Annotated in this window: 14 protein-coding genes; 6 read left to right on the top strand and 8 right to left on the bottom strand. The window is 72.1% G+C overall.

Going from position 1 to position 13648, the window contains the following annotated elements; translation table 11 throughout:
* Positions 1–30: 30 nt before the first annotated feature.
* Positions 31–1629: a phosphoglycerate dehydrogenase gene (gene serA / locus GKC29_RS28190; RefSeq protein WP_155333690.1), complete on the top strand. Its 1599-nt coding sequence runs from the start codon at positions 31–33 to the stop codon at positions 1627–1629.
* A 160-nt stretch (positions 1630–1789) separates the two neighbouring features.
* Here serA and GKC29_RS28185 read toward each other — a convergent pair whose 3' ends face one another.
* Together GKC29_RS28185 and GKC29_RS28180 are read right to left on the bottom strand one after the other, a co-directional pair.
* Positions 1790–2146 (bottom strand): hypothetical protein, encoded by a 357-nt coding sequence (locus tag GKC29_RS28185; protein WP_155333689.1) that lies wholly within the window; start codon positions 2144–2146, stop codon positions 1790–1792.
* A gap of 401 nt (positions 2147–2547) precedes the next feature.
* On the bottom strand, positions 2548–3405 hold the full coding sequence (locus GKC29_RS28180) for an FAD:protein FMN transferase (protein WP_155333688.1): 858 nt from the start codon (positions 3403–3405) through the stop codon (positions 2548–2550).
* A 212-nt stretch (positions 3406–3617) separates the two neighbouring features.
* Between GKC29_RS28180 and GKC29_RS28175 the strand changes: the two genes are divergently transcribed.
* The gene (locus GKC29_RS28175; RefSeq protein ID WP_155333687.1) at positions 3618–4649 is read left to right on the top strand and encodes a 3-isopropylmalate dehydrogenase; all 1032 of its coding nucleotides are present in this window, start codon (positions 3618–3620) and stop codon (positions 4647–4649) included.
* Positions 4650–4881: 232 nt separating this feature from the next.
* Positions 4882–5979, top strand: coding sequence for a branched-chain amino acid aminotransferase (locus GKC29_RS28170; RefSeq protein ID WP_155333686.1), 1098 nt, complete (start codon positions 4882–4884; stop codon positions 5977–5979).
* A 67-nt stretch (positions 5980–6046) separates the two neighbouring features.
* Here the strand turns inward: GKC29_RS28170 and GKC29_RS28165 are convergent, their stop codons facing one another.
* The 4 genes from GKC29_RS28165 to GKC29_RS28150 form a co-directional block, all read right to left on the bottom strand.
* Entirely contained in the window at positions 6047–6775 is a 729-nt protein-coding gene (locus GKC29_RS28165; RefSeq protein WP_155333685.1) for a tyrosine-protein phosphatase, read from the bottom strand.
* A gap of 58 nt (positions 6776–6833) precedes the next feature.
* On the bottom strand, positions 6834–7292 hold the full coding sequence (locus tag GKC29_RS28160; protein WP_155333684.1) for a PRC-barrel domain-containing protein: 459 nt from the start codon (positions 7290–7292) through the stop codon (positions 6834–6836).
* Positions 7293–7433: 141 nt separating this feature from the next.
* On the bottom strand, positions 7434–7964 hold the full coding sequence (locus GKC29_RS28155) for a carboxymuconolactone decarboxylase family protein (protein WP_155333683.1): 531 nt from the start codon (positions 7962–7964) through the stop codon (positions 7434–7436).
* A gap of 2 nt (positions 7965–7966) precedes the next feature.
* Positions 7967–8527 (bottom strand): peroxiredoxin, encoded by a 561-nt coding sequence (locus GKC29_RS28150; RefSeq protein ID WP_155333682.1) that lies wholly within the window; start codon positions 8525–8527, stop codon positions 7967–7969.
* 337 nt (positions 8528–8864) lie between these two features.
* Here GKC29_RS28150 and cimA point away from each other — a divergent pair, with 337 nt between their 5' ends.
* Positions 8865–10448: a citramalate synthase gene (gene cimA, locus GKC29_RS28145; protein WP_155333681.1), complete on the top strand. Its 1584-nt coding sequence runs from the start codon at positions 8865–8867 to the stop codon at positions 10446–10448.
* A gap of 53 nt (positions 10449–10501) precedes the next feature.
* Here the strand turns inward: cimA and GKC29_RS28140 are convergent, their stop codons facing one another.
* Positions 10502–11443 (bottom strand): endonuclease/exonuclease/phosphatase family protein, encoded by a 942-nt coding sequence (locus tag GKC29_RS28140; RefSeq protein WP_155334382.1) that lies wholly within the window; start codon positions 11441–11443, stop codon positions 10502–10504.
* A gap of 220 nt (positions 11444–11663) precedes the next feature.
* Positions 11664–11828: a hypothetical protein gene (locus GKC29_RS28135; protein ID WP_155333680.1), complete on the bottom strand. Its 165-nt coding sequence runs from the start codon at positions 11826–11828 to the stop codon at positions 11664–11666.
* A gap of 17 nt (positions 11829–11845) precedes the next feature.
* Between GKC29_RS28135 and GKC29_RS28130 the strand changes: the two genes are divergently transcribed.
* Together GKC29_RS28130 and GKC29_RS28125 are read left to right on the top strand one after the other, a co-directional pair.
* Positions 11846–12388 (top strand): hypothetical protein, encoded by a 543-nt coding sequence (locus tag GKC29_RS28130; protein WP_155333679.1) that lies wholly within the window; start codon positions 11846–11848, stop codon positions 12386–12388.
* Positions 12389–12572: 184 nt separating this feature from the next.
* Entirely contained in the window at positions 12573–13622 is a 1050-nt protein-coding gene (locus GKC29_RS28125; RefSeq protein ID WP_155333678.1) for a MoxR family ATPase, read from the top strand.
* Positions 13623–13648: the final 26 nt, after the last annotated feature.

Genomic DNA, 13648 nt, shown 5'->3' with positions numbered 1-13648 from the left:
GCCGAACGCATACGACGTCTACGAGGACCGATGAATCCTGTCGTACTGATCGCCGAAGAACTCGCTCCCGCCGCCATCGAGGTGCTCGCCCACGACTTCGACGTCCGTCACGTGGACGGCACCGACCGACCGGCCCTGCTCTCGGCGCTCTCCGAGGCCGACGCCGTCATCGTCCGCAGCGCGACCCAGATCGACGCCGAGGCGATCGCCGCCGCGCCGCGCCTGAAGGTCGTCGCTCGCGCCGGCGTCGGCCTGGACAACGTCGAGGTGCCGGCCGCCACCGCACGGGGCGTCATGGTCGTCAACGCCCCCACCTCCAACATCGTCTCCGCCGCCGAGCAGGCCGTCGCGCTGCTGCTCGCGGTCGCCCGTAACACCGCGAGCGCCAGCGCCGCGTTGAAGGCGGGGGAGTGGAAGCGGTCGAAGTACACCGGCGTGGAGATCCAGGGCAAGACCGTCGGCGTGGTCGGCCTCGGCCGCATCGGTGTGCTCTTCGCGCAGCGGATCGCCGCGTTCGGCACCCGGCTGATCGCGTACGACCCGTACATCCAGCCGGCCCGCGCCGCCCAGCTCGGCGTCCGCCTCGTCGGCCTCGAGGAGCTGCTGCGGGAGAGCGACTTCATCTCCATCCACCTGCCGAAGACGCCGGAGACCGTCGGCCTGATCGGCGAGAAGGAGCTGGCGATCGTCAAGCCCGGCGTGCGGATCGTCAACGCCGCCCGGGGCGGCCTGGTCGACGAGCAGGCTCTCGCGGACGCGATCGCCGAGGGCCGGGTCGCCGGTGCCGGCGTCGACGTGTACGCCAAGGAGCCCTGCACCTCCTCGCCGCTGTTCGCGTTCGACAACGTGGTCGCCACCCCGCACCTGGGCGCGTCGACCCACGAGGCGCAGGACAAGGCCGGCCTGGCCGTGGCCAAGAGCGTCAAGCTGGCCCTCCAGGGCGAGTTCGTGCCGGACGCGGTGAACGTCCAGGCCGGCGGCGTGGTCGCCGAGGACGTCCGGCCGCTGCTGCCGCTGGCCGAGAAGCTCGGCCGCGCCTTCACCGCGGTCGCCGGCGGGGTCGCCGCCAGCGTGACCGTCGAGGTCCGCGGCGAAATCGTCAGCCACGACGTCTCGGTGCTCAAGCTCGCCGCCACCAAGGGGCTGTTCAGCTCGGTCGTCGAGGAGCAGGTCACCTACGTCAACGCGCCGCACCTCGCGGCCGAGCGGGGCGTCGAGGTGTCCCTCACGACCCAGCCCGAGACCGCCGACCACCCGGTGCTGGTCACGATCCGCGGTGCCCTGCCCGACGGCCGTACGGTCAGCGTCTCCGGCACCGTCACCACCGCCGGCACCCGCGACGTCATCAAGCTGACCGAGGTGGACGGCTTCGACGTCGAGATCGGTGCGGAGGGGATCCTCGTCTTCCTCCGGTACGTCGACCGGCCCGGTGTCGTCGGCACCGTCGGCACCCTGCTCGGCGAGGCGGGCATCAACATCGCCGCCATGCAGGTGGCCCGGCGGGAGGCCGGCGGCGAGACGCTGATGACGCTCACCATCGACCAGGCGCTCGGCGCCGACCTGCTCACCTCGGCGGCCGACTCGATCGGCGCGACCGCGGCCAGCGCCGCGGACCTGCGCGACGAGTGACCTGAGCGCACGACGCGGAGGGGCCCGGCGTCCGCCGGGCCCCTCCGCCGTCCCCGTTCCCTTCGCCTGCGCCCGCGAGATCCGCGCACTTTCCCGGAAAGAGTGGCCATCCGGCCTCGGATGAGCGCACCTTCCCCGAAAGTGCGGCCTCCTCGCGGCGTCAGGTGGTGACGCGGGTGGGCGGTGGGTAGACCGAGCCGTCCTGGGCGTCGAAGAGCATCAGCCCGTGCTCGCCGGCCAGCCGCTCGATGTCCAGCAGCACCTGGTCCTCGCAGGTCGGGTGCAGGTTCAGTTCGACGTGGTCACCGGCCGCATGCAGCGGCGCCACCGCCCACGGCGTGTCCGCGCCGGCCGGACGGTCCGGGTACGTGCTGGTGATCGCCCGGTAGAAGGCGACGACACGGGGATCGGGTTGACGGTCCGTATGCTGGCCCTGCCGGCACCGTTGCACCGCCGCTCGTACGTCCTCGGGCGTCGCCCCGTCCGCCAGGGCCCACACGCTCAGATCGAAACTCACGGCGGACAGCGTGCCATCCGTCGTTCACCATGTCGAAATTGCCCCGCCGCAGGTCCGTCGCAATCTTGTCGGGAGGGTCCGCAGTGGAGACTCTTGCGTCGAGTTGCGTCGATTCGCTAGCGTACCGGTGCGGTCACCGGCCGAGCGCGTGACGTGGGCCCGTCTTCGGGTGGCGAGGTCGACGTCCGGGCCCGACCGGCCCGCACCCCTCGATTGCGCGAGCCACGCGCACTCGTCGCTGACCGGCCCTCACGGTCGTTGCCGAGACCGTGGGGGCCGATCGCGGATCGGCCGCCGAGGGGTCACTCACCCAGCACCCCGACGCGTCCACGCCGGCCGTGGAGTTCCGCGCCGCGCCGGTCACGTTCGCCGGCGAGGCCCGGCGCCCGGGAGCAGTTTGCTCAGCGGCGGTCGGCGAAGAGCGCGCGGTAGTCGGATCCGTCGCGGAACCAGGCCAGCCCGGCGGGGCCGGCGGCGTAGAGCGCGGTGGCGTAGGCGTCGGCGACGGCCAGGTCCGGCCCGATGACGGTGGCGGCGACCAGGTGGTCGGCCGGCTCGCCGGTGTGCGGGTCCACGACATGTCCCTGTCGCCCGGTCACGCCGGACGTGCCGACCGCACCGGCGGTCATCTCCAGCACCAGCGGGGCGCGCCGCCGGTCGGTGGGATGGTGCACCGCCACCCGCCAGGGGCCGCCGTGCGGCGCGTGACCGCGTACGACGAGGTCGGCGCCCGCGAGCACGACGTAGTCGTTAACGCCCGCGGCGCGCAACCGGGCCGCCGCCCGCTCCACCGCCCACCCGCCGAGCAGTCCGCCCGGGTCGAAGCCGCCGGGCACCGCCCACGCGTCGAACCAGCCGTCGGTGGCGGCCCGCATCGCGGCGCAACGGTCCACCAGGTCGGCCAGGGGTGGGTACGACTCCGGGCTGATCTCGCCCCGGCGCAGCCGGGACACGAGGCTCTCCGGGCGGGTGGGCCCGTAGGTCAGGTCGATCGCGCGCAGCTCCGCCACGGCGTCGCGCAGCGCCTCGCCGACGCCCCGGCGGCCGAGCCACTCCGGCGCGTTCAGCAGCAGCGTGTACTCGGCGGTGGCGGTGCGGACCGTGTGCTGGACGGCGATGCGGTCGTCGGCCGCCGCGCCGACCCCGTCGACGCGGTGGTGGAGGGCGCCGAGGCGCAGATCCGGACGCCGGTGGGGCTGGAAGACCGACGGGTCGACCCAGCGGGTCCGTGGCTGCTCGTCGATCCGCACAACTACCATGCCTCCTCGGCCCACGGCTCCGCCCCGTCGCGGCGCCGGTCGCGAGCCCCCGTGACCCGCTGGTCATCAGGCTAGGCAGCGCAGATGACCACCCCATGAATGTCACCTGGAAGCCTCCTGTGCATCCGGGTTTCCCAGATGATGGAAGATTCGTACCGGGAGTCGGGATGGCGGCGTACCGTCGGTTCAACGGTGGAGCGAAGGAGCGCAGCGTGGCACGGATCGCGGTGGTGGCCGGGGACGGCATCGGCCCTGAGGTGGTCGCGCAGGCCCGCAAGGTCGTCGACGCGGTGCTTCCCGGCGTGGCGGCCACCGAGTACGACCTCGGTGCCGCCCGTTACCACCGCACCGGCGAGGTGCTGCCCGACTCGGTGCTCGACGAGCTGGCCGGGCACGACGCCATCCTGCTGGGTGCCGTCGGCGACCCGACCGTCCCGCCCGGTGTGCTGGAACGCGGTCTGCTGCTCAAGCTGCGCTTCGCCTTCGACCAGTACGTGAACCTGCGCCCGTCGCGGCTCTGGCCCGGCACGGCCGGCCCGCTCGGCGGCGTCAAGCCCGGCGAGGTCGACCTGGTCGTGGTCCGCGAGGGCACTGAGGGCCTGTACGCGGGCGCCGGCGGCAGCCTGCACCGGGGCACCCCCGCGGAGATCGCCACCGAGGAGAGCCTCAACACCCGGCACGGAGTGGAGCGGGTGATCCGGGACGCGTTCGCCCGCGCCCGCCGGCGCGAGCGGCGCAAGGTGACCCTCGTGCACAAGACCAACGTGCTCACCCACGCGGGATCGCTGTGGGGGCGGACCTTCGAGACGGTCGCCGCCGAGCACCCCGACGTGGCGACGGAGTACCAGCACGTCGACGCCGCCGCGATGTTTTTGGTGACCCAGCCCCAGCGGTACGACGTGGTGGTCACCGACAACCTGTTCGGTGACATCCTCACCGACATCGCCGCCGCGGTCACCGGCGGCATCGGGCTCGCGGCCAGCGGCAGCATCAACCCCGAGGGCGCGTACCCGTCGATGTTCGAGCCGGTGCACGGCTCCGCGCCGGACATCGCCGGTCGCGGTGTGGCCGACCCGGTGGCGGCGGTGCTCTCCGCCGCCCTCCTGCTCGACCAGCTCGGCCACGCCGAGGAGGCGGCCCGGATCACCGCCGCCGTCGGCGCGGAGCTGGCCGCGCGGACGCCCGGCGTACCGGTACGCACCGACGAGGTCGGCGACCGGCTGGCCGCGTACGCGACCGCCTGAACCCGTCCGGTCGCCGCTCGGCGACCGCGATCCACGGGCCCCGACCCGGCGCCCGTGGCCACCGACCCGGCCCGACCCCGTCACCAGGGGCGGCGCCACGTCGGCCCGTCCGGCGGCGCCCACGCGGCCCGGCGGCGCTACCCGCTGAACGACCGTTCGGGGTAAGTTTCTCGCACCAGACTTCTCGGCATGCGGACCCGTGTGCCGTCCGTCCCCCAGGGAGGTCAGCGCGATGAGCGGTGGTGACAAGCTCGACTTCGAGATCCGTCCGAATCCCGCGCCGGTATCCGCCGCCGACCGGGCCGCACTGCTGGCCAACCCCGGCTTCGGGCGGGTCTTCACCGACCACATGGTCACCATCCGCTACGCCGACGGCAAGGGCTGGTACGACGCCCGGGTGGAGGCGCGGGCGCCGATCCCGATGGACCCGGCCGCCGCCGTCCTGCACTACGCGCAGGAGATCTTCGAGGGGATGAAGGCGTACCGGAGCGGCGACGGTGGGGTGACGATGTTCCGCCCGTACGCCAACGCGGCCCGGTTCGCCGCGTCCGCCCGGCGGATGGCGATGCCCACGCTGCCCGAGGAGACCTTCGTCGACTCGCTGCACCGGCTCATCGAGGTCGACCGCGAGTGGATCCCGGAGGGCGAGGACGGCAGCCTCTACCTGCGACCGTTCATGTTCGCCAGCGAGGTGTTCCTCGGTGTCCGCCCCGCCAACGAGTACCTGTACGCGGTCATCGCCTCCCCGGTCGGGGCGTACTTCTCGGGTGGGGTCCGGCCGGTGACGGTCTGGGTCTCGCCGGACTACACGCGGGCGGCACCGGGCGGCACCGGCGCGGCGAAGTGCGGCGGCAACTACGCCGCCTCGCTGGTCGCGCAGGCGGAGGCGATCGAGCACGGCTGTGACCAGGTCGTCTTCCTGGACGCGGTGGAGCGCCGGTTCGTCGACGAGCTGGGCGGCATGAACGTCTTCTTCGTCTACGACGACGGCACGCTGGTCACTCCGCCGCTGACCGGCACGATCCTGCCCGGCATCACCCGGGAGTCGGTGCTCGCCCTGGCCGCCGGCGCGGGGCACCGGGTGGAGGAGCGGCCGGTCACCTTCGCGGACTGGCAGGCCGACGCGGCCAGCGGCCGGCTGCGCGAGGTGTTCGCCTGCGGCACCGCCGCCGTGATCACCCCGATCGGCACGGTCCGCTTCCCGGACGGCGAGTTCCTCATCGGTGGCGGGGAGCCGGGCCGGGTGACGATGGCCCTGCGCCAGCAGCTGGTCGACATCCAGCGCGGCAACGCCCCCGACCCGCACGACTGGGTCCACCGCGTGTTCTGAAAGGAAGGGCCCCTTCTTAACGCCTGGCGTAGAGGAGGGGCCCCTTCTTAACGTCGGGCCTCGGCGGCTACTCCAGCAGGTGGTTGCGGAGGGTGTCGAGCTGCGCTTCGGTGACGCCCGCGTGCCGCAGGTACCCCTCGACCGAGCCGTACCCCTCGCGGAGCTCGGCGAGGAACAGCAGCATCGCCTCCTCGGGGCAGGTGAGCGGCGGCAGCCCCGGCCGCACTTGCTGCCCGGTCGACCTGAACCAGGCCATGAACTTCTCGCCGGCCTCGGTGCTCAGGGCGTAGTCCGCCGCGATGTCGGCGTCGGCGACGCCGAGCACGGCGAGCGTGAGGCCGCAGACGATGCCGGTGCGGTCCTTGCCGGCCACACAATGCACCAGCACCGGCGCGTTGACGTCGTCGGCGATCAGCCCGACGGCCTCGCCCAGCCCGGCGGTGCCGGTCTGCGCCAGGTCCGCGTACCGGTCGGCGAGGTAGCGGGCCAGGTCGGCTCCGGGCCGGTACGGGTTGTCGCTCCACTCGGCGTGCTCGGGGTGGATGTGCCGCCAGGTCAGGCCGTCCAGGTCGGGAATCCGGCCGTCGCGCTCCACCTCGTACGGGCGGCGCAGGTCGAGCACCGTCCGTACCCCGAGGGCGGCCAACGCCTCCCGGTCGGCGTCGTCGAGTCGGTGCGGTGAGTCGGACCGGAAGAGCCGGCCCCGGCGGACGGCGCGGCCGTCGTGGCCGACCGCCCCGCCGATGTCGCGGAAGTTGAAGAGGGTGGAGAAACGGGTGACCTCGATTGCGTCCACCCCGACACGGTAACGGCCGGCGGGGCGGAGCCCCACCGGCCGTCGAACAGGATCACCGTCACCTGGCGGTACCCGGCGGGATGGCCGAGTACGTGTCGCCGTAGTAACCACCGAGCTTGTCCCGGTATGCCGGGTCGGTGTCGGCGGTCTCGTCGAACTCGGGCGCGGCCTTGATCTGGTCCTTGCTCCGGTCGACGTAGACCTTCCGCTCGTCGTGGTCGACGTGGTTGACGGTGCCGGCAGGGATCATGACCTTCTTGCCGAAGATCCACGGGCCGGTGTCGACAACGAGGTAGCTGGAGTTGACCTCGTGGCTGGACCGGTCCACCTTGCCGATGCTGCCGTCACTCGCCTCGACCTTGTAGTCCACCAGGTCGGCGCCGATCAAACCGGCGTCGTCCCGGTAGCTCCAGGGGTCGAAGGTGCCGCCGGGCGTGCCGCCCGGGAAGGCGCCCTGACCGCCGGTCACGAGCGGGTCCGGCGTCCCGTGGGTCGTTCGAGGGTCGAGCCGCTCCATGGCGTTTCATCTCCTCTACTCGACTGATCGGGGGTTGGTGCCTGTCAGCCCCATGTCCTACCCGGTGTCGAGATCGGTACACCCCGGGCCGCGAACGAAAAGGGCCGGCCGGTGTGAACCGGCCGGCCCTTCGCGGCTGACTCAGGCGAGCGCGGCCTCGGCGTCGAGGGTGACCGCGGCGGCGTGCACGACCGCGGCGATGCGCAGGCCCTCGTGCACCTGCTCACGGCTGAAGCCGGCGGCGCGCAGGGTCTTCTCGTGCGACTCGAGGCAGACACCGCAGCCGGTGATCGCAGAGACGGCGAGGCACCACAGCTCGAAGTCGGCCTTCTCCACGCCCGGCCGCGCGATGATCTGCATCCGCAACCGCGCCGGGATCGACTGGTACTGCTCGTCGCCGATCAGGTGCTTGGCCCGGTAGTAGACGTTGTTCATCGCCATGATCGCGGCGGCGCCCTTGGCCGCCTCGACCGCATCCGGCCCCAGGTGAGCGGCGGCCTCCTCGGCGACCTCCTTCAGCACCACCGCGTTGCGCGCCGCGACGGCGCAGGCCAGGGCGGTGCCCCAGGCCTGTTCCGGCTTGAGCGTGGAGGTGCCGATGGTCGAGCCCAGGTTCAGCTTGATGTCCTTGGCGTACTCGGGAAGAGCCGCCTTCACCGCGTCCAGACCCATGGTCAGGCCCCGGCGCCGGCGAGGAGCGCGGTGGCGTCGAGGGTCTCGCCGCCCTTGTTCCAGTTGCACGGGCACAGTTCGTCCGTCTGGAGCGCGTCGAGCACCCGCAGCACCTCGGAGACGTTCCGGCCGACGGAGCCGGCGGTCACCATGGCGAACTGGATCTCGTTGTCGGGGTCGACGATGAAGGTCGCCCGCTGCGCTACGCCGTCCTCGCCGAGGACGCCGCACGCGGCGGTCAGCTCACGCTTGATGTCGCTCAGCATCGGGAAGGGCAGGTCCCGCAGGTCCGGGTGGTCCTTGCGCCACGCGTAGTGGACGAACTCGTTGTCGACCGACACACCGAGGACCTGGGCGTCCCGGTCGGCGAACTCGCCGTTGAGGCGGCCGAACTCGGCGATCTCGGTCGGGCAGATGAACGTGAAGTCCTTCGGCCAGAAGAATACGACGCGCCACTTGCCCTCGTAGGACTTGTGGTTGATCGTCTCGAACGCCTTGTCGGCGTCGAGCGACACGCAGGCGGTGAGTTCGTACTCGGGGAAGTGGTCACCGACAGTGAGCACGGGTCCTCCTTGACAGCGGCACGGGGCCGGCAACTGGATCGGTTCCAGATACTTCCCCCACCGGTGTTCACGCCTGGTGGCGGCCGGGTGACTTGTGAAGCTGATCACCAACGCCGGATTTCCGCCGGCTCGCCGACATCGACAGGGTATGACGACCCTCCGTCACCGTCCCGGAATGTGGATTGCGCTCCCAAAACCAGCACCGGGGTGGCACAGTAACGATCGTGACCAGCACCGTCCTGATTATTGGCACCTAGCGCGCCGGCCTCCCCTCCGCCGAGCGCGCAGACCTCCCGCATCCGCGGGGGGTCTTTTTGTTGCTTGAGAAAGGATCCCGATGACGTTCCAGGTCTACGACACGACCTTGCGCGACGGCGCCCAGCGCGAGGGGCTCAGCTACTCGGTGGTGGACAAGCTCGCGGTGGCCCGGCTGCTCGACGAGTTCGGGGTCGGCTTCATCGAGGGCGGATGGCCGGGCGCCGTGCCCAAGGACACGGAGTTCTTCCGCCGGGCGCGTACCGAACTCGACCTGAGGCACGCGGTGCTGGTCGCGTTCGGCGCCACCCGCCGCGCCGGGGTGGCCGTCGCCGAGGACCCGCAGGTACGCGGCCTGCTGGACGCGGAGACCCCGGCGATCGCCCTGGTCGCCAAGGCCGACCTGCGGCACGTGGAGCGGGCGCTGCGGACCACCGCCAAGGAGAACCTGGCGATGATCCACGACACGGTGGCGCACCTGGTGGCCGAGGGGCGGCGGGTGTTCGTCGACGGCGAGCACTTCTTCGACGGCTACCGGCACGACCCGGCGTACACGGCGGGGGTCGTCGAGGCCGCGCTCGCCGCGGGCGCCGAGCGTTTCGTCCTCTGCGACACCAACGGCGGCATGCTGCCCTCCCACGTCACGGCCGCCATCGCCGACCTCACCGACCGGATCGGCGTCGCCCCCGACCTGCTCGGCATCCACTGCCAGAACGACACCGCCTGCGCGGTGGCCAACACCATCGCCGCGGTGGAGGCGGGCGTACGGCACGTCCAGGGCACCGCCAACGGGTACGGCGAGCGCCCCGGCAACGCCGACATCTTCGCCGTCGTGGCGAACCTCCAGCTCAAGCTCGGGCTGCCGGTCCTACCGGCGGGCTGCCTCGAGCAGATGGTGCGGGTCTCCCACGCCATCGCCGAGATCGCCAACATCGCCCCCGACACCCACCAGGCGTACGTCGGGGCCGCCGCCTTCGCCCACAAGGCGGGGCTGCACGCGAGCGCGATCAAGGTGGATCCGCTGCTCTACAACCACGTGGACCCACAGGTGGTGGGCAACGACATGCGGATCCTCGTCACCGAGATGGCCGGCCGGGCCAGTGTCGAGCTCAAGAGCCGAGAGCTGGGCCTGGACCTGGCCGGCCATCCGGAGACCCTGACCCGGGTCACCAACCGGGTGAAGGAACTGGAGGCCGGCGGCTGGTCCTTCGAGGCCGCCGACGCCTCGTTCGAGCTGCTGGTCCGCTCCGAGCTGCCGGACGCGGCGCCCGCGCGGCCGTTCGCGCTGGAGTCGTACCGGGTGCTGGTCGAGCACCGCGAGGACGGCGCGGTCGTCTCCGAGGCGACGGTCAAGATCCGCGTACGCGGGGAGCGAGTGATCGCCACCGCGGAGGGGAACGGCCCGGTCAACGCGCTCGACGAGGCGCTGCGCGTCGGCCTGGCGAAGCACTACCCGGAACTGCGCGACTTCGAGCTCGCCGACTACAAGGTGCGGATCCTGGAGGGTAGCCACGGCACCGGCGCGGTGACCCGGGTGCTGGTGGAGACCTCCGACGGCGCCGGCCGTGACTGGACCACCGTCGGGGTGCACCCGAACGTGGTGGAGGCCAGCTGGCACGCCCTCGTCGACGCCCTCACGTACGGGCTGGACCGGGCGCGGGTGTGAGGCGTTAGGAAGGGACCCTTTTACAACACCAGGCGTTAACAAGGGGCCCTTCCTTACACCGAGGTCGGGAGGCGGAGGACGGCCAGCACCGCGCGGTGGTCGCTGCCGCGGACCGGGTGCACGGAGACGCCGCGGACGGCGATCCGCCGGTCCACCAGCACGTGGTCGATGGTGACCGGCGGGATGGGATCGCCGTCGTACGGCCCCCACGTCCCGGTGAGCCCGGCGCCGGCCGCCTCGGCCGCGTCCACGTACCCGGTGTCGAGCAGGGCGCGCAGCGGGCCGTGGTCGAGCGTCGCGTTGAAGTCGCCGGCGAGGATGCTCAGCGACCCGTCCGGGGTCGCCGGTGGCTGAGCTGCGAGATCCGTGCGCCAGTGGCCGACCTGGTCGAGCGCGTAGGGCGCGGCGGGATGCGCCGACTCCACCCGGACCGGCGGCGCGCCCGGCACGGCGACCGTCGCGTACGCCTGGTCGAAGCCCCAGCCGCCGCGGTTGTGCCGGACGCCGCCCGCGCTGACGGGGAAGCGCGCGTACAGCCCGGAGCCGAGCGTGCCCTCCGCCGGGTGCAGTTCCCGGTGCGGTAGCAGGGTGTCCAGGCCCAGCCGGTCCAGCTCCGCACCGATCTCCGGGGTGAACTCCTGCACGGCGAGCACGTCGACCGAGTGCCGGCGGACCAGGTCGACGAGCACCCGTGCGTCGGCGGTGCCGGCCAGCAGGTTCGCGGTCAGCAGCCGGAGGGCCGGCCCGCCGGCGTCCGGCGGGGCCGAGCCGATCGCCCGCGGCGCCACCACGGCGACCAGCGCCACCGTCGTCAGCGCCGCGACCATCGCGGGCCACCGGCGCCGCAGGGCGACCGTCAGCACCAGGGGGAGCAGGCTGCCCGCCGCGACGTACGGCGTGAACGCCAGCAACTGGACGAGCGGTCCCCGGTCCAGGCCGAGCAGGCGGACCACCGCCCACCCGACACCCGGCACGACGGCCGCCCAGCAGACCAGCGTGGCGGCGCGCCCGCCGCCGTCCCCGTCCGTTCCGCGCACGTCAGCAGACTAGGGTGTCACCGCCGGGGGCGCGGACCCGGACCGCGAACGCAGCGTTTTCATGAATGGGCGGGCGTTCGCTTTTCGCATTTATGGAATGGGTTTGCCAGGCGTGATCGACTATTGACGTCCAGCTTTTTGTGGTGTTAGTTTCCACCTGGTTGCGGCGTCACGTCTTTCAGTGGTTGCCGCAGGTCAGAGTCCATATGGTCGGTGTGAAGCCGCCATTCGCGGTGCGCTCGGTGATCAATGATTCCCGGCGAATGGTGCTCATTTTCCGCACCGGCGAAATCGTCAGGCAAACCGTCCCGTCATCCCGGGTCGGCCGGATCATCACGGTCACAAAAAGGGAGTCCTGTCATGACCTCGATCCTCAGACGCAAGGCCGCGACGGTCGCGTTCGTCGTCCTGGCCCTCACCCTCGCCGGCGGCGGGATGGCCGTCGCGAAGCCGGGCACGCAACCTCCCGCCGAGGCCGCGCAGTCGCTGCGCCAGCCGCGGGCGAACGCCCAGCCCCCGGTGACCGGGGTGGAGCGGGCGGCGGCCAGGGCCGCCCTCGCCAGGGGTGAGGCGGGCACGCTCGCGATCGGCACCCTGTACGGAGCGGTGGTCGAGCAGAACCCGGTGACCGGGGTGTGGCAGGTCACCCGCGCCTCCCACCCGGGCATCACGGTCACCCAGGTCGGCGTCGGCTGGTTCTCGGTGAACTTCCCGGTCAACGTCGCCACCGCCATCCACACCGCGACCATCGGCACGACGAGGAGTCTCTACGTCCCGCCGAGTGGGGAGATCGCTTCGGCGCCCCGGCGGGACCTGGCCAACTCGATCTTCGTGGCCACCCGCACCTCGGCCGGCGGCAACAAGAGCCTGCCGTTCCACCTGGTCGTCCACCCGGTGGTCTGAGTCCTCGACGGACCGGCTCCCGGCGTCGCTTGAAGCCGGGAGCCGGTCCTTGAAGCCGGGAGCCGGTTCCCTCTCCGGCCGGCTGGGCGGCTTGTCCCGCTCCGGCCATGGTTCGACCGGTAAGTGCCTGGTAGCGGCGGTAATTCCGACGTTTGTCCGACGGCCGGCACGGGAAGCAAGCACCGTGACGGACATCTCGGACACCCTGGCCAGCATGCCCAACGCGGTCGATCCCGACGCGACCAGCGCCGAGCTGCAGCAGACCCTCGCCGAGGTCAGACGCGTGATCGTCGGGCAGGACCGGCTTGTCGAGCGCCTGCTCACCGCCCTCCTGGCCGACGGTCACTGCCTCCTGGAGGGGGTGCCCGGCGTTGCGAAGACGCTCGCGGCGCAGACCCTCGCCACGGTCGTGGGGGGCGGTTTCTCCCGTATCCAGTTCACCCCCGACCTGGTCCCGTCGGACATCGTCGGCACGCGCATCTACCGGGCCTCGCGGGAGACCTTCGACATCGAGCTGGGCCCGATCATGGCGAACCTGGTGCTCGCCGACGAGATCAACCGGGCTCCGGCGAAGGTGCAGTCCGCGCTGCTGGAGGCGATGGCCGAGCGGCAGGTCTCGATCGGCGGGCGGAGCTGGGAGGTCCCCGAGCCGTTCCTGGTGCTGGCCACCCAGAACCCGATCGAGTCCGAGGGCGTCTACCAGCTGCCCGAGGCGCAGCGTGACCGGTTCCTGATGAAGATCGTCGTCGACTACCCGACCGACGACGAGGAACTCGCGATCCTCTACCGGATGAGCGTCGACCGGCCCACGCCCCGCCGGGTGCTGGACCCGCAGCGGCTGCTCGACCTCCAGGCCCGGGCGGCCCGCGTCTTCGTGCACCACGCCCTCGCCGAGTACGTGGTCCGGCTCGTCCTCGCCACCCGCGACCCCGGCCGGTTCGGGCTGCCCGAGATCGCGCCGCTGCTCGCGTACGGGGCGAGCCCCCGCGCCACGCTCGGCCTGGTCGCCGCGGCACGGGCGCAGGCGCTGCTGCACGGCCGGGAGTACGTGCTGCCCGAGGACATCCGCGATCTGGCGGTGGACGTGCTCGCCCACCGGCTGGTGCTCTCCTTCGACGCGGTCGCCGACGGGGTGTCCGCCGAGTCGGTGGTCCGGCGGCTGGTCGATGCCGTACCACCGCCCCGCGTCGCCACGGAGCACCCGGAACAGGCCGCGGACCTGGCGGCCGCCTGATGAGGTGGCGGGGCAGGACGGCGGCG

It is taken from the genome of Micromonospora sp. WMMC415 (assembly GCF_009707425.1).
Taxonomy (GTDB): domain Bacteria; phylum Actinomycetota; class Actinomycetes; order Mycobacteriales; family Micromonosporaceae; genus Micromonospora.
This window is presented reverse-complemented; position numbering and strand designations above follow the sequence as displayed.

Bases quoted from the DNA above. Each gene is read 5' to 3' on its own strand.
- serA (WP_155333690.1), top strand. From the start codon at position 31: ATGAATCCTGTCGTACTGATCGCCGAAGAACTCGCTCCCGCCGCCATC.
- GKC29_RS28180 (WP_155333688.1), bottom strand. From the start codon at position 3,405: ATGGTAGTTGTGCGGATCGACGAGCAGCCACGGACCCGCTGGGTCGAC.
- GKC29_RS28170 (WP_155333686.1), top strand. From the start codon at position 4,882: ATGAGCGGTGGTGACAAGCTCGACTTCGAGATCCGTCCGAATCCCGCG.
- GKC29_RS28160 (WP_155333684.1), bottom strand. From the start codon at position 7,292: ATGGAGCGGCTCGACCCTCGAACGACCCACGGGACGCCGGACCCGCTC.
- GKC29_RS28155 (WP_155333683.1), bottom strand. From the start codon at position 7,964: ATGGGTCTGGACGCGGTGAAGGCGGCTCTTCCCGAGTACGCCAAGGAC.
- cimA (WP_155333681.1), top strand. From the start codon at position 8,865: ATGACGTTCCAGGTCTACGACACGACCTTGCGCGACGGCGCCCAGCGC.
- GKC29_RS28130 (WP_155333679.1), top strand. From the start codon at position 11,846: ATGACCTCGATCCTCAGACGCAAGGCCGCGACGGTCGCGTTCGTCGTC.